22 protein-coding genes and 1 pseudogene are annotated in these 20,963 nt (G+C 28.8%); 9 read left to right on the forward strand and 14 right to left on the reverse strand.

Going from position 1 to position 20,963, the window contains the following annotated elements:
* Positions 1 to 41 precede the first annotated feature (41 nt).
* Positions 42 to 230, reverse strand: a complete 189-nt coding sequence (locus ACP3TL_RS14510; protein WP_155759075.1) for a gamma-glutamyltransferase — start codon at positions 228 to 230, stop codon at positions 42 to 44.
* Positions 231 to 1,085: 855 nt separating this feature from the next.
* Between ACP3TL_RS14510 and ACP3TL_RS14515 the strand changes: the two genes are divergently transcribed.
* From ACP3TL_RS14515 to ACP3TL_RS14525, 3 genes are all read left to right on the forward strand, one after another.
* Positions 1,086 to 1,496 carry a hypothetical protein gene (locus tag ACP3TL_RS14515; protein ID WP_065339186.1) on the forward strand — a complete coding sequence of 137 codons (411 nt, stop codon included), beginning with the start codon at positions 1,086 to 1,088 and terminating at the stop codon, positions 1,494 to 1,496.
* Positions 1,497 to 1,517: 21 nt separating this feature from the next.
* The gene (locus ACP3TL_RS14520; protein ID WP_065339185.1) at positions 1,518 to 1,850 is read left to right on the forward strand and encodes a general stress protein; all 333 of its coding nucleotides are present in this window, start codon (positions 1,518 to 1,520) and stop codon (positions 1,848 to 1,850) included.
* A gap of 468 nt (positions 1,851 to 2,318) precedes the next feature.
* Entirely contained in the window at positions 2,319 to 2,645 is a 327-nt protein-coding gene (locus ACP3TL_RS14525; RefSeq protein WP_065339184.1) for a four-helix bundle copper-binding protein, read from the forward strand.
* 329 nt (positions 2,646 to 2,974) lie between these two features.
* Here ACP3TL_RS14525 and ACP3TL_RS14530 read toward each other — a convergent pair whose 3' ends face one another.
* Entirely contained in the window at positions 2,975 to 3,211 is a 237-nt protein-coding gene (locus ACP3TL_RS14530; RefSeq protein ID WP_002508631.1) for a hypothetical protein, read from the reverse strand.
* A 502-nt stretch (positions 3,212 to 3,713) separates the two neighbouring features.
* On the opposite strand from ACP3TL_RS14530, the gene ACP3TL_RS14535 reads away from it, so the two are divergent.
* Positions 3,714 to 4,223 carry a cupin domain-containing protein gene (locus ACP3TL_RS14535; protein WP_065339183.1) on the forward strand — a complete coding sequence of 170 codons (510 nt, stop codon included), beginning with the start codon at positions 3,714 to 3,716 and terminating at the stop codon, positions 4,221 to 4,223.
* A gap of 72 nt (positions 4,224 to 4,295) precedes the next feature.
* Here ACP3TL_RS14535 and ACP3TL_RS14540 read toward each other — a convergent pair whose 3' ends face one another.
* From ACP3TL_RS14540 to ACP3TL_RS14565, 6 genes are all read right to left on the reverse strand, one after another.
* Positions 4,296 to 4,508, reverse strand: coding sequence for a hypothetical protein (locus ACP3TL_RS14540; RefSeq protein WP_064263378.1), 213 nt, complete (start codon positions 4,506 to 4,508; stop codon positions 4,296 to 4,298).
* Positions 4,509 to 4,970: 462 nt separating this feature from the next.
* Positions 4,971 to 6,320 (reverse strand): toll/interleukin-1 receptor domain-containing protein, encoded by a 1,350-nt coding sequence (locus tag ACP3TL_RS14545; protein WP_285324496.1) that lies wholly within the window; start codon positions 6,318 to 6,320, stop codon positions 4,971 to 4,973.
* Between the two features lie 22 nt (positions 6,321 to 6,342).
* On the reverse strand, positions 6,343 to 6,597 hold the full coding sequence (locus ACP3TL_RS14550; protein WP_285324495.1) for a hypothetical protein: 255 nt from the start codon (positions 6,595 to 6,597) through the stop codon (positions 6,343 to 6,345).
* Between the two features lie 23 nt (positions 6,598 to 6,620).
* On the reverse strand, positions 6,621 to 6,803 hold the full coding sequence (locus tag ACP3TL_RS14555; protein ID WP_065339179.1) for a hypothetical protein: 183 nt from the start codon (positions 6,801 to 6,803) through the stop codon (positions 6,621 to 6,623).
* A gap of 123 nt (positions 6,804 to 6,926) precedes the next feature.
* Positions 6,927 to 7,175 (reverse strand): ribbon-helix-helix domain-containing protein, encoded by a 249-nt coding sequence (locus tag ACP3TL_RS14560; protein ID WP_065339178.1) that lies wholly within the window; start codon positions 7,173 to 7,175, stop codon positions 6,927 to 6,929.
* Positions 7,176 to 7,443: 268 nt separating this feature from the next.
* Positions 7,444 to 8,250: a ParA family protein gene (locus ACP3TL_RS14565; RefSeq protein ID WP_065339245.1), complete on the reverse strand. Its 807-nt coding sequence runs from the start codon at positions 8,248 to 8,250 to the stop codon at positions 7,444 to 7,446.
* A gap of 200 nt (positions 8,251 to 8,450) precedes the next feature.
* Here ACP3TL_RS14565 and ACP3TL_RS14570 point away from each other — a divergent pair, with 200 nt between their 5' ends.
* The 4 genes from ACP3TL_RS14570 to ACP3TL_RS14585 all read left to right on the forward strand — a co-directional run bounded on the left by ACP3TL_RS14570 (position 8,451) and on the right by ACP3TL_RS14585 (position 11,414).
* On the forward strand, positions 8,451 to 8,675 hold the full coding sequence (locus ACP3TL_RS14570; RefSeq protein ID WP_065339244.1) for a hypothetical protein: 225 nt from the start codon (positions 8,451 to 8,453) through the stop codon (positions 8,673 to 8,675).
* 298 nt (positions 8,676 to 8,973) lie between these two features.
* Positions 8,974 to 9,912, forward strand: coding sequence for a replication initiator protein A (locus tag ACP3TL_RS14575; protein ID WP_285324494.1), 939 nt, complete (start codon positions 8,974 to 8,976; stop codon positions 9,910 to 9,912).
* A gap of 104 nt (positions 9,913 to 10,016) precedes the next feature.
* Positions 10,017 to 10,517 carry a GNAT family N-acetyltransferase gene (locus tag ACP3TL_RS14580; protein ID WP_285324493.1) on the forward strand — a complete coding sequence of 167 codons (501 nt, stop codon included), beginning with the start codon at positions 10,017 to 10,019 and terminating at the stop codon, positions 10,515 to 10,517.
* 396 nt (positions 10,518 to 10,913) lie between these two features.
* A complete protein-coding gene (locus ACP3TL_RS14585; RefSeq protein ID WP_031912019.1) occupies positions 10,914 to 11,414 on the forward strand; it encodes a MepB family protein in 501 nt (166 codons plus the stop codon).
* Positions 11,415 to 12,272: 858 nt separating this feature from the next.
* Here ACP3TL_RS14585 and ACP3TL_RS14590 read toward each other — a convergent pair.
* From ACP3TL_RS14590 to ACP3TL_RS14600, 3 genes are all read right to left on the reverse strand, one after another.
* The gene (locus ACP3TL_RS14590) at positions 12,273 to 13,877 is read right to left on the reverse strand and encodes a BCCT family transporter (RefSeq protein ID WP_285324562.1); all 1,605 of its coding nucleotides are present in this window, start codon (positions 13,875 to 13,877) and stop codon (positions 12,273 to 12,275) included.
* 482 nt (positions 13,878 to 14,359) lie between these two features.
* On the reverse strand, positions 14,360 to 15,190 hold the full coding sequence (yidC, locus tag ACP3TL_RS14595) for a membrane protein insertase YidC (RefSeq protein ID WP_081324893.1): 831 nt from the start codon (positions 15,188 to 15,190) through the stop codon (positions 14,360 to 14,362).
* Entirely contained in the window at positions 15,190 to 16,293 is a 1,104-nt protein-coding gene (locus ACP3TL_RS14600; protein WP_285324563.1) for a helix-turn-helix domain-containing protein, read from the reverse strand. Before ACP3TL_RS14600 ends, yidC begins: the two co-directional genes overlap by 1 nt.
* 167 nt (positions 16,294 to 16,460) lie before the next feature.
* Between ACP3TL_RS14600 and ACP3TL_RS14605 the strand changes: the two are divergent.
* A pseudogene (locus ACP3TL_RS14605) lies at positions 16,461 to 16,784 on the forward strand (integrase core domain-containing protein); the annotation flags it as partial.
* A 170-nt stretch (positions 16,785 to 16,954) separates the two neighbouring features.
* On the opposite strand, the gene ACP3TL_RS14610 reads toward ACP3TL_RS14605, so the two are convergent.
* The 3 genes from ACP3TL_RS14610 to ACP3TL_RS14620 all read right to left on the reverse strand — a co-directional run bounded on the left by ACP3TL_RS14610 (position 16,955) and on the right by ACP3TL_RS14620 (position 20,946).
* Complete coding sequence (locus ACP3TL_RS14610) at positions 16,955 to 17,311, reverse strand: YxeA family protein (RefSeq protein WP_069819186.1); 357 nt, start codon at positions 17,309 to 17,311, stop codon at positions 16,955 to 16,957.
* A gap of 574 nt (positions 17,312 to 17,885) precedes the next feature.
* Positions 17,886 to 19,769 (reverse strand): heavy metal translocating P-type ATPase, encoded by a 1,884-nt coding sequence (locus ACP3TL_RS14615; RefSeq protein ID WP_069828399.1) that lies wholly within the window; start codon positions 19,767 to 19,769, stop codon positions 17,886 to 17,888.
* Positions 19,770 to 19,992: 223 nt separating this feature from the next.
* Positions 19,993 to 20,946 carry a metal ABC transporter substrate-binding protein gene (locus tag ACP3TL_RS14620; RefSeq protein ID WP_285327057.1) on the reverse strand — a complete coding sequence of 318 codons (954 nt, stop codon included), beginning with the start codon at positions 20,944 to 20,946 and terminating at the stop codon, positions 19,993 to 19,995.
* Between the last annotated feature and the right edge of the window lie 17 nt (positions 20,947 to 20,963).

Raw genomic sequence — 20,963 nt, forward strand, 5'->3', positions numbered from 1 at the left:
TTTTATCATCAATTTTAATATAGTTAAAATAGTCACCTTAATCACCCGTCTTGTTTCATAAACTCAGCAATTTTATCAGCGATATCTCCTTCATAAAAAGCTTTACTACTATTTTCAACGCTTGATTTGAATGTGTTAGATAAGTCTTTATTATAAAAAATGTCTCCTTCTAAATAAGGGGAGACCCGACCTTTAAAAACCCTAGAAGTTTCTTCGCATCTATGTAGTATATTTACAGGGAACCCTTCTCTTTATAGGAATCTTATTAACATCGTTCATAGAGGGCCCATTAGCGTTTAAAATGTATTGTTGTTAAATTATTAGGAGAAGTAACAACTGAATTTTGGGCTACAAATGGTTAGTCAACACGTTGATCCGCTATTTTTTTCATTATTCTCATCCCCTTCAAGCCTAAACAACCAAAATCTCATTCTATTCTTTTCCTTTTATACTCAAATATAAACATTTTACTCTTATATAGTATCTCAATTGAATAGATTTTCTAATACTAATGCTAAAATTATGTCCACTAGTAAATCGTTACTACTTATTGGTCGAATAACACTAGATATTGGAGCAAAAGTTTCAAGTGGTATTATAATAACGCTTGTCCCAATGATAAAATAGCAATTGTTATAGGTGAATCTATCGCTGGCCATTCCGAAAAAAAGAATTCTCATTGAATAAGGACTCTCTCAATCGTTTCAAAATCAAATTTTTTCTAACTTACAATCGATTGAAAAACACATTATATAAATAAATGCTTATAGAAAAGGATTAGTGTCATTTATATTTTAAATATTGGGACGACATTAGTGCTTTAAAACTCAAGAAGTTTTAAGTTGTCCTGACAAGTTGGTTGTGAAGATCCATAATAAAATTCCTTAAAATTAAAGCTATCATTAACGATAAATGTTAATGGCAGCGAGTGTGTGTGAACTAAAGAGTTTATGCTGAGGTCTCTTTAGTGTATTAATACCTTATTTTTTTATATTAAATGAAATAAATAAAATGTTTAAAGACTATTTTTAAGGAAATATTAATTATAATGAGTTCATGAAAAATATAAAACGGGGTGTAAACTGATGTCTACTGTATTTTTTCTTATTGCCATAATAATAGTGTTGTTAGTTTATATTTTTGTTAAACATCAATACACTAAAGATTTTAAAGTTCAACAAAGTAAACGTAAAAGGGAACAAAGAGTAAAAAATTTTGTCTATAGTGCTTTTGATATTGATAAGATTGAAGCAATACATTACAAAAAATCACTCATTGAATTAATATACAAACAAAAAACTATTACTGTTAAAAGAGAGCAAATAATTTTTGTGGATTATGAATATCAAGAAAAATTAGAATCTCAATATAAAATGTCATCAGATGTCGATAGAGCTGAATTATTCGATTTGATTATAGAAAGTACTTATTTTTATATAACTGAAAATCATTATTTTACTTTAGTAATTAATTCTAAAAATCATAATAGAATTTGAATTAACAAGAGGAGGGATACTTTGAAACCTGTTGTAAAAGAATATATAAACGTTGATGAATTAGAAGTAGATATCAAAGCGTTAAAAGACCAAGGCGTGAATGTTCAAAATATTTACATTCTTACAAAAAACTCAGAGTGTATTACTAATATAATTAATAACACACATGTTACAAGTATTAGTTATTATCCAATTGATAGTAATAATACATTTGAGAATAAGAGCGAAAATATCAAAGAAAAATTAAAAACATTAGATTTTTCTGAAAGTGAGATTGAATCATATAAAAATAGTATATTTGATAATAAAATTTTTTTAATTGTTAATGATTTTAGAATTATAGGCGTTTTATAAAACACTTTTACTATTATCAATTGGTATTTTTAATTTCATTAAACGTACGAATTATATTTCTGTGACTTAACTAAAATATGACTTTTCACCCTGGATAGGCTTACGGGTTCCATTTATATAACATCAAGTGGAATCCGTAAGCTTATTTAATGTCTATACATTATTAAATGGAATTGTTGGTCTTTTAAATTGATTGAAGAGATATTCTATGTTGAAGATAAACAGGATACATATTTTGCTGTCTCAAATCACTTTAAAAATTAAAAAATATATATTCTATTGCCACATTCATAAATACCAAGACAATGGGAGAATGCAAGATAGAATAATTTTTAACTACAACTAAATGAGATCTTAATGTTGAATTTTGCGTAGTTTCTATAGTATTTAACAAAATCGGTTTATGTGCAAAACGAAATGGGAATTTATTATATGTAGAGTACTTAAATTAATAGGAGGTTTTTGTATATGGTCGATGAAGAACACCAACAGCTGAGTCAAACATTACATGAATGTGTAGAAGCATGTAATCACTGTTATTACGCCTGTTTGAAAGAAGAAGATGTAAAAATGATGGCAGAATGTATCCGGCTGGACCGTGAATGTGCAGAAATTTGCGCATTTCTGGAACATGCATTAACGAGAAGCACCTCATTTGCGCCTGATTTGGCAAAAGTGTGCTCCAGAATTTGTGAAGCATGTGGAAGTGAATGCCAAAAACATGAACATAATCACTGTCAGAAATGCGCAGAGGCTTGTTTCAAATGCGCGAAAGCTTGTAAAGAAATTGCGTAAAATGAAATCAATCAAAGGAAAAGTGTTATACCAAGAGGAGTTATCTTGGTATAACACTTTTTACGATTAAAATTACATAACTATCAGTATTAGGAAAAAATTCCATAACTAACTATGCTACTCCTTAACTCTTTTGGCCCTTCACACTTTAGTTTATAGTAACTATAAACTAAAGTGTGAAGTAGACAAAGTTAATAAAAATTATTAGAATAGTACGAGTATTTGGTTATCTTCAAACAGGAAACTTTTCAACAAAGAGACTTTTATGATGTTAAATAGTAACTATAGTACTGATTTTAAAAGAGAAAAACTATATGTTTTCATCTTGTTTATTCGTTGAAATAATCAAAAAGTGTTAGCTGATAATAAGGCGGCTGAGCATCAAAATTCTTGTGAAAATGACGTTTACCCAGCGCCATGCCACACACAGGGTAACCACTATGGTTAAGTGTAGGTGTAAAGAAAACCTGTACATAACGAGCTGTGATATCATCAATAGTCGCTTGTATATTTTCATAAATCGTTCCCTGCTTACCATACCAAGTGTCTCCAATCTGTAGTTCCATAAACTTACCCTCTTTCAAATTTAACTCACGGTTATATATACCCTATTATGATTAAAAATTAAGCACTAAAATAAATAGACCAATACTTATAAAGAATATACTCACTTATTTATATTTTATTTTATTTTATTTTTCGTATTTTTAGAGATTGACCTGTTCAAGTAAACAATGTTATTAAAAACATCAGTCGTGTAGCTTTAAGAGATTTAATAACGAAAAGCTAATTCTGCAATTGTAATAGAGCCCTATATGGGGCGTCAAAGAACAAGGTCGCGGTGCTTATGCATAAAATTTTGCTAAACATGAGGTTATTATATTTTCTTTTGTCCTATCATTTAATGGGTAATAGTACAGTAGAGTTTTATTATTTATCATATTCAGGTTTGTTTATGAGTGTATTAACGTAAGCGCTTTCTACATAACCGAAACTTTACGAATAAAAAACTAACAACAAGTAATATAAAGTTTACCGAAATACATTTTATTCCAAAGGAGGAATTTTATGAAACCGATTAAAGATATAGAGATAAAGACATTAAAATATGAAGACGATGGTTCAATACCGAATAATCCTTCATTTCCAATATTAATATATTTAAATGTCTCAGATACCAATGACAAGCTAGACAATATTATAGAAAATAATAATTGGTTAAATTCTTGGGAAAATGGCATTTTTTCATACCATCATTACCATAGTAATTCTCATGAAGTACTTTTAATTGTAGATGGCTCTGCACAACTTCAATTAGGAGGTGAAAAAGGCTCTAAAGTAGATGTTAAATTTGGTGATGTACTCATATTGCCAGCTGGTTCTGGCCACAAGTTGTTAAACGAAAGTTCAAATTTCACTGTTAAAGGAGCATATCCTAACGGACAATCTTATGATATATGTGTAGGCAAAGAAAGTGAACGTCCCCAAAATTTACGCAACATCAAAAACGCGCCTCTACCAGATTATGATCCAATATTTGGTGGACAAGGACCTCTATTTTCATATTGGAAAACGTAGACAATTTAAAGACACTTACAAATTTTTGTAAGTGTCTTAACTCTCCAAAATCCAAAAAAGTTCTTCTATTTATTATTTTTCCTCTTTTCCATTTATATACTTAATAACATAAATACCCATTGCTAATACTGTTATTAGTAAAGCCGAAAAGACTATAATTCTATTTTTCAACTTTTTCTTATTCTTTTGACGGTATTCTTTAATCCTTTGTTCGTGGATTTCAACTTCTTCTCTTGAACCAGAGTAATTGTTTAAAATATTTTGTTGATTGTTTTTTTTCTTCATAAAACCACCCCTTAACCATAATTTGTTTTATCCCTTGTTCTTAACTCACATATTTCAAAAACATGTATAAATTTAAAGCATAAAGACCATAATTGGATAAAATCAATACAGATTATTTTCTCTTTTGATCTCTTTGTCTTAGTCCTGGCCACCCTATTAAAATTATATACAATTTTGGACTTTAATTTACACTTACGCAAGTACTTATTACTAACAAATAGTATAAATACATTTAATACGATTTTGGTTAATATTTAGCTATAAGGGAAAAGTAGTTAAATAACTGAAAATTATAGTTCTTAAACTATAGGTTAGTTTTTAAAAGCAATAACTTTTCGTGAACTAGTTTAAAACATCATAAAATACAAGGAAAAGGATAAAGACAATGAAAAAAATTAATTATTGTTAGTTTACCCTAATCAGTCAATTATTTTAATTTAAAAAAGGCAGTATATTCGCCTTTTACTTTTGACTTATTATTTTATCTTTTTCTATTATTTGAAATAATTTTGCATTATTAATATCTTCAATTAACTTTTTAAATTCTATTAAATCATTCATATTTAACATTGTGAGTAACTTATTCACAGTTTTTTCTCTTTTAAAACTTTTTAAAAATTTGAATTGGGCATTGTATTTTGTTACTTGTGAGTAAAGATTAGTATCTAAAATTGTCCATTTATTAAATCTTCCAATAAAACTTCCTCTTTGATTAATACATAAAGTTACAAACTCAATAAAAATATCAGCTTCAATTATATTAATAATGGAAAATTCTGTGTCTCTAATTATTTTTTCTTCAATTTCAAAATAACGCGCTTTATAATCTATTCCTCTTTGATATTTCTCAACTTCTATAAAATATGGATTACCTAAAATGCTTATTTCATTATAATTACATTCCATGCGATCAATTGTATAGTCGTATTTAATTAAATCATCTATTAATGAGTAATCTTCAGTGTCTATCGCATATGTAATAGTATAAATAAAGGAAATACGTATAAAAATTCTTGTTGCATCATTATTACTTCTTACACTTGAATCTAGCGTGTTTAATAGTTCTTCCAATATTTTTGCTATATCACTAGGCTTGTTTACTTTTTTTATTATATTATCCCAGTAGTTTAACAAAATTTTAATTCTACTAAAATCTGGTCTTATAATTACATCTTGATACTTTTTATATTCTTCATCTGTTTCTGCAAGTTCTACTTTTATTTCTTCAATTATCTCTTTAAGAAGTGAATTGTCTATATTGGTTGCTAATTTCATTTTCCGTATAGATTGCATTTGGTTACTTTTTGCAAAATCCGGCTTAGCACCAACAGGGGGTGCAACATCTTTAGGTTCGCCATATATTTCTCTAGCTATTTCATTGATTTTTTCTAGATCTTTTTTTTCATCTGTTAAATCAAAACTATTAATCCCTAACATATATTTTGGTATAACTGGTCTATTATCTTCATCTGTTTCTGTAAAAGCATATAATATATTATATTTATCTTTTTCACTATTTTGCATATAAGCATCACTAAAAAGTATAGACTCTTTTCCTACTCCACCATTTCTTGCATTAGCTTTATCTACGTAATTTCTATCTCCTATTATCAATATAATATCGCTTTTTGTACCAAGTTCTTCCATTGCTTTATTTAAATCTTCTCCCTTTCTAAAAGACCATTCATCTAGTATCACTTCAAGACCATAATGCACCCTTAATTCATGAGCAATAAACTTCACCCTATTCTTATGTATATCGTTTGTGTGTGCGTATGAAATAAAAACTTGTATATTACTATCATTCGTCATATTTTTCGTTCCTCTCTATTAGTTATCTACTTAATTTAAGCATTGCAGATACTATTACGCTATTAGTATTAATGTTATTTTGTTCTATAAAATATTTAAAATCATTTTTTTCTATAAAGAAATTTAGTAATTCTTCTTTTTTAATATTAGTATTTGCTAATTCATTCAATTCCTTAATATCTTCCATGTTATCTATATCATGAATTATTCTTTCCTTTATATGTATAGCAAGTTCGTATTGTTTTGTAGTTGCTGCTTTAAATATATTATTACTCACTGTTAACACTTCCACTCATTAGGTTATATAGCAATATCATAGTCGAATATTGTTATTTGCTTTGAATTATTTTCTACATAATGTATTAAACCTATCCCATACTCCGACTGCTGATTTTTATCCAGTATCCATAAATTCATTGTTTCATTTGCTTCATATGGAACGTCTATAAATTCACAAAACCATTTCACGTATTCTTTTAACATTCAAAACGCCTCCTATTGATTTATAGGCATTTATAAATTATTGTATAGTTATAAGTGTTTTTATAAATGCTTAAGATAAGTCGTGGGGTCTGCCAAGAATACCTACGGCTTTTTTCGTACTTTTTATATGTTTTTTATTAACTCATTTAGAAATTCTGATGATGAAGAATATCCATTATCATTTGCTAATTTCTCTATTTTCTTTCTTACAGATGGTTCTAAAGTAAATTGAAATCTTGCTTTCTTCTCTTTATTGCTTGGTTTTAATATACCTAAATTTCTAGTATTAAAATCTGGTGATTTTGCTTCTTCCAATGCTTTATTTATATTTTCCCCATTATCATTTTTGTCTTTGTCTCTGTTAAAAGCCATAATACCCCTCCTAATTTAAAACTATATAGTCTTTTATTATTATCAATAAACACATCAAGTTCATGATGCTATTGTGTATGTTTTTCAACATCTTTATACACATGTTAATCATGATACATATACACATCAAATTCATGATGTTGTTGTGTATATAAACACCTTTATACCCACGTCTTTCATGATAAGTATGCGCATCAAGTTCATGGTGTTGTTATGTATGTGTACATACACATACATATTTTTATTTATTTTCAACAAACCAAAATTATTAGCTTTCTTCTATTATTTCACAACTTTTTATAAAATCATTAAAGAACAATTTGTTTTTATTAAAGGTATTTTTATCTTCTAAAAATTCGACTATTGATTTTTTATCTAATACACTTTTAGTAATTAATTCTTTATCAGGGAAATATGTTATATATTTATTATTCTCATTCATTTCATCAATAAATTGATTAGATGATTTAGTATTATGTTTTACCATGTTTCCGACATAATATAATTCAGCTGTTACATAACTTTCTCTCGTTTTAAAGTCGATTAAATCATTTTTTAATTTATTTATTCTGTATTCAATATTTGAATTTGAATCATCGCTAAATCCACTAGGTTTATTTGGGGATATGACTTTATGACTAACAACTATTGCATTTCTAGTTGATGTACTAAAATCAGGGTGTGTATCAATAATTATATAATCATACTTTTCAATATTATATTTATCATAATTATCATCTAACCACATATACAATTGCATATCTTTACCATCTGCTGTACTCATAACTTTTTCATATTCATCTAATCGTAAAAAACCGCTAATTAAGTCTATATTCTCTTTAATTTCATGGATTTTAACTTCTTCATTTATATTAAGTGCCTCAATTTTATTAAAAATTGATAATACAGTATTTTTTTGGTCGTACACATTTAATATTTGAGATAAGTTACATTGGTGATCCATATCAATAAGAAGAACTTTTTTTCCAATAGAAGCTAAATATTCCGAGAAATTATAAGATAAAGTTGTTTTTCCAACGCCACCTTTTATAGCAGCAAAAGTAATTATTTCCATTGTTTCCACCTCCAATTAAAATATAACATATATACACACCTTTATCAACACCTCGTTGTGTATGTTTATCACTACCTTAACCACTACCTTTATGTGTATATTTATCACTATTTCTATCAACACCTTTATACACATAATTATACACACTTTTTATTTCATGTTATATTATAATTAAATTCCTTACATAAAGGGGTGAGTAGATGGATTTTCTATCATTAGAGATAGTTTTAGGTACACTTATATTTTTAATTCTAATAGGTCTGTCACTTCAATTAATTGATAAAATGGATTGGCGGGGTGGGGTAAAGAAAACAATTTTTGTAATTTGGAACATTGCATCAGCGATTTTTATTCTACTAGGAACATTGGTTTCTTTGATTTCTATAATGTTTACAGCAATGTTGTTTGCAAGTGGCAAAGATTAAAGGGGAATGTGAGTAGTTTAACTAGTTCATGTTTAAGAAGTTTTAAAATTAAATTTTACAATTAACAACAACATGTTATTATTAATTTATAAGAAATAAAAAAAGAGCAACTATTGGAAGTAGTTGCTCTTAGGTAATAAAACGTTTGCTGACGTTTATTTGATATTAATTTGATACTTGTATTATATAATGAATAACTACATAGTGCAAGCACCTAACTCATTAAATAAATGTAAAGCTATATAAAAGCGTTTTATTACCTCTTACCAAATTAAAATTCGGAAAGAGGTTTTTTATTATGTCAGATTTCAAAAGAATTTCAATACAAGAATTTGAGCAAGAAAGGTTTTATAAGTTATATAAATTTTTATTTGAAGATGATTATTTTAAAACACTTAGCGATTCTTCAAAAATTGCATATTGTATGTTTAGGGATCGTTTTGAACTATCTAAAAAGAATAATTGGGTTGATGAACATGGCAATGTTTATTTAATATTTACTACCAAAGATTTGTGTGAGCTTTTAAATTGTGGTACTCAAAAAGCAACTAAAATAAAAAAAGAATTAGAAAGTTTTAATCTTTTAGAACAAGAAAGAATGGGTTTAAATAAACCAAATAAAATATATATATTAGAACCTAAAAAACCATCTGAAGGCATGGAGGACAAGGAATTTCGAAAATCAAAATTCCAGAGTAGTGAAAATCAAAATTCTGGAATTTTGAAAATCAAAAAACAAGAGTTTCGAAAGTCAAAATCTAATGATACTGAACTTAATAATACTGAGTTTATTAAGACTGAGAATAATGATACGCATGATATGAATGATACATACAACAATCCAATAAAAAACAATCATTCGAATCATACAAATCATCAACAAACCGAATTTAATAATGATGCGCTTAAGTTCCAAGTACTCGAAGAATTGCCGCAACAACTTCAAGACTATTTAAGTAAATTTGAAATTAGAGAAATTCGGATTATTAAAAGTGTATTACTCAAAGGTAAAAAATCATTTAATAATGCACATGATACCTATTACCGTTTAGAAGATGTTGAGTTTGAAATTGTAAGTGTGTTGAAACGTTTTAAAGCGATGCTGCTACAAAAGAATGAAACGGTTGAATCTATGCAAGGGTATTTAATGCAATCCATTAAAGCTGAATTTGAAGAAATACATGCGCTTTATATGCGACGTCAAAACATGAAACAGCATAATATCTTTAATCAGTAGATGTGGCGGGCGTTTACATTTAAATTAAGAAAAACGTCCTTTATATCATAGGCAGCTAGTAAATAAAGGATTACATAGGATTAATAATTTTTAGGGAGGCGCGTATGGAGTTCTATTCTAGAGACTTAAAGCACACAGATATAGATCATTTAAATGAATTATATACTTTACCAGAAGTGACTCAGTATCAAACTTGGGGTCCTCAAAGTTATGAAGAGACTCAGCAATTCATTAATGTGGTTTTAGATAAAGATTCCAACTGGATTTACAATGTCCTCGTTGATCCTGATACAGATAAAGTCATAGGGACGATACAATTAGCCATAGATGAAGTCAATCAAAGCGCTGAAATTAACTTTATTCTCCACCCAAATTATTGGGGCCACGGCATTGCGACGGATATCGCAAAAACAATCATTAAATATGCCTTTAAAGTACTGAAACTCAATAGAATAGGGGCAGCCATTGATTCAAGGAATATAGTTTCCGGCATTGTTTTGGAAAAGTTAGGTATGAAACGAGAGGGCATTTTGAGACAAGATAAATTAGTGCAAGACGGATACAGAGATACATTGATCTATGGTCTTTTGAGAAGTGAATACTAAAGGATCGAGTATATATAAATACTTAATCCTTTGTTAAAGTTAAACGCATTAAAAAATCAAAACGCGTTTGTATCAAAAATTGGTTTGTGAAATTAAGATGTGTTTATTTGGCTCATATTTGCATTTTAAGAACGTATATAAGCTTTAGGTATAAATCTATATAAGTAACTCTAAATCCTTTGAAATGCCCCTTTAGAATCTAAATGAGGCTATATAAAAATAAAAAGCCAATCCATGACTAAACTTGCAGACGAATGTCGGCATAGCGTGAGCTATTAAGCCGACCATTCGACAAGTTTTGGGATTGTTAAGGGTTCCGAGGCTCAACGTCAATAAAGCAATTGGAATAAAGCAATATTGCTTTATAATTTATTTTGAGTAGAAGGGAGTTTTGTTATGAATAGTAATTATGTTTCTATCGATTTTTTAAATGAAATACCGTTGTTTGATTATAAATTTTCTTTGATAAATCATGAATTTGAACAATGGAATCAAGAATATGAGGCTTTTAATTTTGAGTTTAGTGGAGTTAAATTTAAAAGTAGATTGGCTAAAAAAACTCCTAAAAAAGTAGGTTATTTTGTTGCGTTTTGGTGCAAGAATGAGATTAATAAAAATAGACCTTTTAATTTTAAGGAGTCAAAAGATAAGTTGATTATTAATATTTTAGATGGATCTAAAAAAGGTCAATTTATTTTTCCTAAAGAGTTATTACTTAAAAAAGGAATTATTAGTTCTGAAAAACATAAAGGTAAAATGGCTATTCGTGTTTATCCTAGTTGGGAAAGGGATTTGAATAAAACAGCTGTTAGTACACAGAAGTGGCAAATTCCTTATTTTTTAGATTTTAGTAAGGGTTTTGATGAGGAAAAAATTAAGGAATTGTATTTAAGTTGATTTTGATTTTTGAAACGAGTTGAAAACGAGTTTCTTCTTGTCTTGATACTATATAGAAATAATGTTCTTTAAAAGTAATGCTAATTTTTCAATTTAATTAAAATAAATGGATGCAAAAGCTATATGCTTAATTAAGCATATAGCTTTTGTTAATTAGAGATATAATTTACTTATGGCTAATAAAATAGCTAGGAAAATGTAATATACAGCTCCTAGAATTAAGTGTTTTCTTTGAATTTTTTATTTTGGTATCTCTTCATCGCTTTATTTTTTCTTTGTTTTTTTTAAATGAACGAGACAATGGTTGCTACTATAGCAATCATTATTAAGATATTTAAAGTAACCATACTAGATCCTGTGACTTTAAAACCGACTTCAGATCTCCCGTTAGACTCTATATTAAGATAAAAATTAAAAACTATGATAGTTAGTATTCCTATAGAAGCAAAGATACCAATAATATCGGTAACTAATTTAACATATCGATAGTTTATTCTTTCAGTTAGCATATATTTCACTCCTCTATGTATTAATTAGTTTAATTAAGTAAATTAAAGGTATTAAGATAATAGCCACCTCGGCTTAACTCTTTGTTTCACACTTACTACTGTTAGCAATTCATGCTAATAGTAGTTTTTATTTTAAAATTAATTGGATCTATCATTTCTTGTCCAAAAGAAAAATAAAAATGTAAGAATAAGTGATGATATTATACTTGTTGCTAAATCGAACATTAAAAAAGCAAGTGAAATTTATATGAATTTCACTTGCTTTTTATTTTCTAATTCAATTTAGGATAGAACTAGAAAGTTATTATTAATGAAACACTACTCTAACACAAAGAAATAAAATATCAAATTAATCTTTCTCTGCCTTTTCTGCTTTCCTTGCTTCTTCGCGTTGACTTTGAACGTATTCTTCCATTCTATGTTTATTAGGCGTAAGAGATAATCCTAATAGTTTCCGCTCTTTATTAGCATCTTTGTAAAAGCTTATCATCATAAAGATAATAATTACTGAGAATGGTAACGCAGTCATAATCGCCATGTTCTGAAGTGCATTCAAACCATTGTCCCCACCAGAGAAAAGCAAAACAAATGCTATTAAAGCTTGTGCAATACCCCAAATAACTTTAACCACTGCAGATGGATTTAAAGAACCATACGTTGTTTGCATTCCTAAAACAAATGTAGCTGAGTCTGCAGATGTAATAAAGAAGGTCGCAATTAGGAAAAGTGTAATAATAGACATTACAGTTCCTAAAGGCATTTCATTAAATACACCAAACAAAGCTGTTTCTGGTGGCATATTGAAGATTTGAGGATGATCTTTAGCAGTTTCGATACCTAATACACCAAAAGCTGCAAACCATACCAAACTTACTAAAACTGGAACAAGCATTACGCCTGAAACAAATTCTCTAATTGAGCGTCCTTTTGAAACGCGAGCAATAAATATACCAACAAAAGGACTCCAACTAATCCACCATGCTAATTGGAAAAATGTCCATGACGTCATCCATTCATTCTTTTGTGGATTTAACGGTGCAGTATCAAACATATTAAACAATAATGTGTTTAAGTATTCGCCAGTAGAACTTGTAAGCATGTTTAAAATTAAAAGCGTAGGTCCTACAATTAAGACAAATAGTAAAATGAGCCCTGCTAGTCCCATATTAGCATTACTTAAATATTGGATACCTCTACTCAAGCCTGACCAAGCACTAGCAAGAAATAGGATAGTTACAATAATAATAATAATACCTTGTGTGAGAATATTATTTGGGATATCAAATAAATAATTTAATCCACCAGCTATTTGCATTGCTCCTAAACCTAAAGAAACAGCTACGCCGCCTACAGTAGCAAAAACCGATATTACATCGATAACTGTACCTAATGATCCATCTACTTTATTACCAAATATTGGACGTAAAGTTCTTGAGATAAGCGCTGGTTCGCCTTTTCTAAACTGAAAATATGCCAAACCCAATGCAACTACAGCATAAACCGCCCATGCATGGAATCCCCATTGCATGAAAGCACCTCTTAAAGCTTCAGTAAAAGCGTGTGCTGTCTTAGGATCTCCTGTTGGAGGTGAAGCAAAATGACTAATTGGTTCAGCAGCTCCCCAGAAAACTAAACCAATTCCCATGCCTGCACTAAATAACATTGCAAACCATGACACAGTATTAAATTCAGGTTTATCATCAGGTTTTCCTAATTTCAATTTCCCAATAGGACTAAACATTAAGAAAACACAGAAAAATATCATCATGGCAACAATTACCATGTAATACCAACCGAAATACTTTGTAATCCATCCCGTGATATTTGTACCAATCGTATTGAATTGATTAGGAAATAGTGCTCCTAATAAAACTACAATCGCTATAAGAATAATACTATAAGTGAAAACAGAAGAAAGTTTATTTCCACTAAATTTTTGTTCTTTAGATTCCAAATTAAAACCTCCCTATGTATTTTCAAACATTTAAACAGAATAACAAAGCTTATTACATAATACAACTTGATATAGCTATCATAAGGCCTTTTTTGCCTGAAAAATTAGGTGTTTTATTAATATTTTAAAATCAATAAAAAGTTAATATTGCAAATATTTGATTTAAATATAAAAAATATAGTTAAGTATTTTACACTCCAAGATCTAATTATATAATTTTATTATTCAGATAATCTATGGTTATCAAAAGGCATGTAAAAAGAGACACCTTATTGAAAAAAGGAGTCTCTTAATCGTTTCATAATCAAATTTCGTCTCAATAAAGAAGATTATTAAGATACTATTTTTTATCTTTTTCAGAATTTATAGTAACCCAAAGAATAAAAAATAAAAAAATAGCTGAACCTATAAAATAGAAAACACTCATAGTAAAATCATCTTCCTTAAATTATTTTTATTTTATTAAATACTATCTAATTGAACTATAAAGAATCTTTAATCACTGTTTTGTTACTTTGAATTTTTTTCTCTAACTGATTAGCTTCTTCTTTCGCTAATTTAGAATAATACTTATTCGAAAAGAACATTTGAACGATTAAAAATGCAGCATTAATTGTCCAATACAATCCCAAGGCGGAAGCTGATGTGATTGATATATACATGATAAATATTGGAGAGATGATTGCCATCATATAACCCATCGAACGTTGTTCTTTTGGCATGTTTTCAAGATTTATTAGTGGTTGGATGATGTATAGAATACCAGCGATTATAGTAATCCAAATATCAGGCTGTGTTAAATTAAACCAAAGAAAATTGGCATGCTCGGTTAAACCACCACTTGAGGGCCATTTTAGTGAAACATATAGCCCAAATAAGACGGGCATTTGTATAAGTAAAGGTAGGCATCCAAGCATCGTTTTCATAGGATTCATGCCATAAGCTTTATATTTTTCCATCATTTCTTGATTTGCAGTCATTTTGTCTTCTTGAGTGTTGGCATTTTTAATTTTTTCTTGTATTTTAGTCATTTCTGGTTTTACGATATCCATCTTCTTACGCATGAAATGTCCATTTTTAGATTGAGCTAACATAAATGGCAACATGATGAGTCTAACAATCAGTACGATTGTAATGATTGATAAACCATAGTTATTATCAAATATTGAACCTAACCAATGTAAAAGATTATCCATAGGTACTGCAAATGTACTATAGAAAAAACCATCTTTATTTTCTGATTTTGAATAGTCACAACCGGATAAAGTGATTAATGATGTTAATAGTAATAGCATTATCTTTTTCTTATGTATCAATTAGATTCATCCTTTTTGTTATAAATTCTAAGCAAATCTTTCTTTATATATTTAAAATTTTCTAAAGTATTAAAGTGCTCGTTTTCCGAAACTCGTGAATACATAACACTCAAAGTATTTTCGTAATTAGCTGGTAATCGTTCTCCTAGGGGTAGTGTATCTAACCATTCATCAATTTCATTAAAGAAATCATCTTTTTGATATACAAAATCACTGACTAAATAATCAAAGCATTTGCAGTAATTTTTTAAATAATCAATAGCACGACTATCAGACTTCTCGACGTAATATAAGGCGAATTGATAATAACAATTAATACTTAGATGTGGGTATAAGTAGTCCACGTTAAAAGCCTGATTTAAATGGTAAAGTTTTGATTCTAATGATTCTATCGAAACAGTATGTAAGTCACGTGAAAGCATCAAAGCAAAATCATGCATGAAAATCATTAAAGATTGATACATATCCGTTTGGATCACATTTTTAGCTTTTGAAATATTATCTTTTTGCAAATAAGCTATGGCTAATGTTGCATTCTCTCCGATTTTCAAATCAAAATCTGGTGTATTTTCTATAACAGAAGAGTAATCACCTTCAAACATATATAGCAATGTTTTGTAGCCTTGTGCATGTTTTTTCAAATGAATTGAGTCTGAATTATCCTCTGTAGTCTTAATAATTTCATGTGTTAGTGAGGCTGTTTCCTTTAGTTGTAATTTATTTTCGCAATATAAAATATTGTTTAATAAAATGCCTAATAACGAATTCAGAAATTTAAATTCATTACAATGCGTAATATAATATTCTCTCACAGTAGCTAAATATTCAGGATAACTTGTGTGATTAATCATTTTAGATAGTGATATCGAGATTTTTTTAATTTCTTCATCAGTCATTGTAGTACTATAATTGAGCAAATCATCAACTGAAATATTAAATACTTTTGCTAATTTAGGTAGCATTGTAATATCAGGATAAAGTGATGCGTTTTCCCATTTGGAAATAGTTGTTTTCGTTGTATTAAGATATTCAGCTAATGCTTCTTGGGTCATTCCGCGTCTTAATCGCTCTTTTTTAATTGTCTTTGCTATTTGGATCATTAATAACACCTCTTGCATTTAATGATACTAGAAAATCCATAGAAGGTATATTTCCCATGTGACAACTTACATAAACAAAGTTTCCTAATAAGAAACAATAATAAAAGCCACTTCTTTTAAAAGGAAGTGGCTTAAACATTTCAAAATCAAAATGTGTCTTAATAACAAACCAATTAGAAATTCCAGATAGTTGTATTCTTCATAGTTATCAAGGTAGTGTTTATACGTCGTATGAATATTATGAATTGTGCAAAGAAAAAGGCATTACCAGAAGCATGTCCCGTAAGGGAACGCCAGCCGATAATGCCCCGATCGAATGTTTTCATTCCTCACTAAAGTCTGAAACATTCTACTTAAACAAAGAGCTCAAGAGCTCTAATAACATTGTAATAGATATTGTCGAAAATTACATTGAAAACTATAATAAAGTTAGAATTCAACAAAAACTAGGCTACTTAGCTCCTATAGAATTCAGGAAATCAGCAGCTTAGAAAATAGTGTTTTTATTAAATTCCCATCTTAAGGGTTCAGTGCCTTGAAAAAGGTGTCTCTTAATCATTTCATAATCAAATTCCATCTTAATAACGAAGTGTTTTTGAACTAATATTACTAGCTTTATCTAATAATATTAGTTTGATATAGTCAGAGATTAGGTCTTTTGTTAAAGAGAACTTTTAGTTCCCTTCCTTTCCAATAACTCCTGTGCCTTTTTAGGGACGTTATCAGCATCTACCTCTTCATAGGTAATCACTTCATCTTTCTTGTAATAAACTTTTAAATAAGACTCTTTTTCAACTTGGTTTTCAGCTGTAAAAGAGAGTCTTTTTAACTCTCCATTTTCATCAAAACCCGTCATATTATATTTATATCTGGAATAACCTGATTCTTTATATTTCTCACCATCATCAACAATTTTTACATAATATTTAGTTGAACCAATTGTTTGCAATGTCTGTGGCGAACACGCAGTTAATAAGCATATGGCAAATCCTACACTTACAACAAGTAATTTTTTCATAAAAACAATCCTCTCTAATTAACTATAATTCAATTATAATAAAGAAAATAAAAAAGCAACATCGATTTTCCTTACAAAAACCTTTCAAAATTGACACTTTATTAGATAATGATATTAAGGAGTCCCTTACGAACAACACTAAATTCTTAAAGTGGTAATTTAATAAAAACTCTATTTTCTAATGAATTGACCTGTTCGTATTATAAGATTAACCAGTCATTTCTGCTTAGTCTATTTTTAATAGGTTTTATGGATAAGGTAGCCAAGGTTGGACGGCTTGGCCTATGAGACATCAATATCGTCGGCAATCCTCTCCAACTCCTAATTATAGAAACTCTTTTGAGGGTGGCTGGTAATTAGATATCGTACAACGCTACTTTATTAGTATTTCATACTATTAGTCTTTTTAAGTTGAAAGAGAGAAGGAAGCTCTATGCTATTTCAATTATTAATAGATTTTAAGATTGAAAATATATCTATATATATTTATAAAATAGACCTTTTTGAAAAAAGACAATTAATCATTTCAAAATCAAATTCTTTCTTAATAATGATTGTTATACTATTTAATTCTTTAACTAAAGTTCTTAAAATCATCTTTAAAATATAAGAGTCTTAAACTATTTATAATTACAAGAATCGTGCTGCCTTCATGTCCTATAACACCAAGAGGTAAATTAATTAATTGAAGAATATTGGTGAAAATCAATATTACTATAATGCTTAATGAAAAAATAATATTTTCTTTAACAATTTTTTTTAACTTTAATGATAGGCTTATTGAAAAAGGGATTTGAATTAAATCATTTTGCATAAGAATTGCGTCTGAAGTTTCCATTGAAATATCTGTACCATTTCCCATTGAAAATCCGACATCGGCAATTGCAAGAGCTGGCGCATCATTAATCCCATCTCCAACCACAGCTATAGTTTCATATTCATTTTTAATTTTTTTTGCAATTTCCGCTTTTTCTTGAGGAAGTTTATTTGCATAAACTTCTTTAATTCCAATAGTTCTTGCAATTTCATTTGCTGTTTGAAAATTATCCCCTGTAACCATAATTGTGTGTATATTCATTTTATTCAACTTAGAAATAGCATCTATAGTATCATCTTTAATTTGATCTGATAGTGAAAAATAAGCTTCTAACTTATTATCTTTAGAGACATAGACTTGTGTTGAAACTGGGGGAATGCTATTTATTTTTTGTTGTATATCTAAATCCAATACCCTGTTTGTGACAAATTCCAATTTACCAATGCGCCATTCATGATTATTATAATAAACTTGTAATCCTTTTCCTGTGATATTATTTACATAATCAAGAGGTATTATGTCAACGTCATTTAAATGTTTTACAAGTGCTTGAGCTATAGGGTGTGTTGCTTCGTTTTCTGCTGATTTTAATATTTTTTTTAATTCTTTTTGTTCGACATTAGACATATAAAATGATTCCTGAACAGTAGGCTGTCCTATTGTTAGTGTTCCTGTTTTATCAAATATTATTGCTTTAACTTGATTGAGTACATCTATTGCATTTCCGCTTTTAAATAGCATATTTCGTCTTGTAGCACGACTGATTGCAGATAATGTTGCGGGGGTAGCGCTTGCAATCAGTGCACATGGCGATGCAACAGTTAATAAAACCATGCCCCTATAAAAAGCTTGTTCCCAACTCCAGTTCAATATAAATGGAGTCAATAAGATAAATAATGGCACACTAAGAAGTATTGTTTTGACATAAATACTTTCTATATTTTCTATAAAACTTGCAGTATGTGAAGGAGAAGATTGAGCTTCATCGACAAGTCGAATTATTTTTGAAAACAATGTATTATCGATATTTTTTGTAACTTGCATCTCAAAAGTTTCACCTTCGTTGAGAGTCCCTCCGATTAAATTTTCCTTGCTCTTTTTTTCAATAGAAATAGATTCTCCAGTTATAGCCGATTCATTAACGACAGCATATTCAGAAGTTAATTCACCATCTATAGGAATAGTTTCTCCCTTTGGCACTTGAACAAACATACCTATTTCCAACTCTTGTGTGGAAATAATATCAATTGTTCCATCTGTACTTATGTGTCTAGCGAGATCTGGTGTGATTTTTAAAAGTTCAGTTATTGTATTTTTTGTTTTTTCTTCAGCCATCTTTTCCATTGTTTCAGCTAAGGAGAATATAAATATCAACAAAGCTGCTTCCATCCAATAACCAATTACTGACGCACCAATTGCAGCTAAAATCATTAATAAATCAACATTGAAATGTTTGTCTTTAATTAATTCATTCAACCCTTCTTTTGCACTTAAGAATCCTCCAATGATAAAAGCTAATAAATAAATTTTGATAGAATAAGTAAATAAATCTAATGAGTTTAAAATAATTCCTACTAAAATTAAAAATGCACATATTATAGTATTGATTAGTGCAGCATGTTGTTTATACTTTCTAAACATATAAAGCCTCCCCAACAAATTATAATAAATCTAAATTACAATATAATATAGATCCCTTTTAATCTAATTTAAATACCGTTATCAAAGGATATTCATTCTCATTTGAGGATTGAAAATATTAGTAACATTATACTATTTCGTAAAATTTAAAATATATTTTTTTATAAATGATAAAAAGCAGAACTATTGTCTATAAAGACATAGCTCTGCTTTTTTAAAATTTTTACTTTTCTAAACCATTGGTTAAAACATCTAAATTATACTCTAAATATTTAAGATAAGTATCAGCTACACCACCTTTTTTACTAATTTCATCAGAGTAAATTGGTTTCTTGTAAATTGATACGCCACTTTCTTTAGATACGGTTTCCATTGGACGCTTATCTACGTTTGATTCTACAAATAAATGAGATGGTTCATTTTTATCAATGAATTTCACTAAGTCTTTGATTTGTTCTGGAGAACCATTTTCATCCGTATCTATCGCCCAAATATAACCTTCTTTTAGGTCATACTGATCTGTTAAATATTGGAAAGCTTGTTCACTCGCTACAAAAACACGATCTTTCTTAGGAATATCGCCTAATTGTTTTTCATAATCATCTTCGATGTTATGTAATTTTTTTAAATATGCTTTTTCATTTTCTTTATAATAATCTTTATTTTTTGGATTTCTTTCAGATAAAGATTTCGTGATATTTTTAACCATTTTTTCTCCTACATTCGGATCAATAAATGCATGGGGGTTCACTTCTTTTTTGCCATCTTCATCTTTAATGTATTTAGGTTTAACACCTTCTGATGTTTTTATCGCATTTTCTTTTGAAAAATCAGAAGACTCTAAAGCTTTAAATAACCAACCTTTACTGCCGCCTTCTAAATTCAACCCATTATAGAAAACCAAATCGGCACTCGAGATATGTTTAACGTCATCTGGTTTAGGATCGTAATCATGCGGGTCAGTGCCTGTAGGCACTAAATTTTTAACTTCAACGTGCTCTCCGCCAATTTCTTTAACCATATCATCAATCATAGAAAAACTTGTGACCACTTTGATTTTATCTTTATCTACTGATTCTAATTCTTTACCTGAATCCCCGTCTTTATCTCCATTACTACAAGCTGCTAAAACAACAGAAAGTGTAATAGTGAATAAAAATAATATCATTTTTTTCATTATAAAAATCCTCCTAA

The organism is Staphylococcus caseorum, assembly GCF_049943195.1.
Taxonomy (GTDB): domain Bacteria; phylum Bacillota; class Bacilli; order Staphylococcales; family Staphylococcaceae; genus Staphylococcus; species Staphylococcus equorum_A.

Bases quoted from the DNA above. Each gene is read 5' to 3' on its own strand.
- ACP3TL_RS14515 (WP_065339186.1), top strand. From the start codon at position 1,086: ATGTCTACTGTATTTTTTCTTATTGCCATAATAATAGTGTTGTTAGTT.
- ACP3TL_RS14525 (WP_065339184.1), top strand. From the start codon at position 2,319: ATGGTCGATGAAGAACACCAACAGCTGAGTCAAACATTACATGAATGT.
- ACP3TL_RS14530 (WP_002508631.1), bottom strand. From the start codon at position 3,211: ATGGAACTACAGATTGGAGACACTTGGTATGGTAAGCAGGGAACGATT.
- ACP3TL_RS14535 (WP_065339183.1), top strand. From the start codon at position 3,714: ATGAAACCGATTAAAGATATAGAGATAAAGACATTAAAATATGAAGAC.
- ACP3TL_RS14540 (WP_064263378.1), bottom strand. From the start codon at position 4,508: ATGAAGAAAAAAAACAATCAACAAAATATTTTAAACAATTACTCTGGT.
- ACP3TL_RS14545 (WP_285324496.1), bottom strand. From the start codon at position 6,320: ATGACGAATGATAGTAATATACAAGTTTTTATTTCATACGCACACACA.
- ACP3TL_RS14555 (WP_065339179.1), bottom strand. From the start codon at position 6,803: ATGTTAAAAGAATACGTGAAATGGTTTTGTGAATTTATAGACGTTCCA.
- ACP3TL_RS14560 (WP_065339178.1), bottom strand. From the start codon at position 7,175: ATGGCTTTTAACAGAGACAAAGACAAAAATGATAATGGGGAAAATATA.
- ACP3TL_RS14565 (WP_065339245.1), bottom strand. From the start codon at position 8,250: ATGGAAATAATTACTTTTGCTGCTATAAAAGGTGGCGTTGGAAAAACA.
- ACP3TL_RS14570 (WP_065339244.1), top strand. From the start codon at position 8,451: ATGGATTTTCTATCATTAGAGATAGTTTTAGGTACACTTATATTTTTA.
- ACP3TL_RS14575 (WP_285324494.1), top strand. From the start codon at position 8,974: ATGTCAGATTTCAAAAGAATTTCAATACAAGAATTTGAGCAAGAAAGG.
- ACP3TL_RS14580 (WP_285324493.1), top strand. From the start codon at position 10,017: ATGGAGTTCTATTCTAGAGACTTAAAGCACACAGATATAGATCATTTA.
- ACP3TL_RS14585 (WP_031912019.1), top strand. From the start codon at position 10,914: ATGAATAGTAATTATGTTTCTATCGATTTTTTAAATGAAATACCGTTG.
- ACP3TL_RS14600 (WP_285324563.1), bottom strand. From the start codon at position 16,293: ATGATCCAAATAGCAAAGACAATTAAAAAAGAGCGATTAAGACGCGGA.
- ACP3TL_RS14610 (WP_069819186.1), bottom strand. From the start codon at position 17,311: ATGAAAAAATTACTTGTTGTAAGTGTAGGATTTGCCATATGCTTATTA.
- ACP3TL_RS14615 (WP_069828399.1), bottom strand. From the start codon at position 19,769: ATGTTTAGAAAGTATAAACAACATGCTGCACTAATCAATACTATAATA.
- ACP3TL_RS14620 (WP_285327057.1), bottom strand. From the start codon at position 20,946: ATGAAAAAAATGATATTATTTTTATTCACTATTACACTTTCTGTTGTT.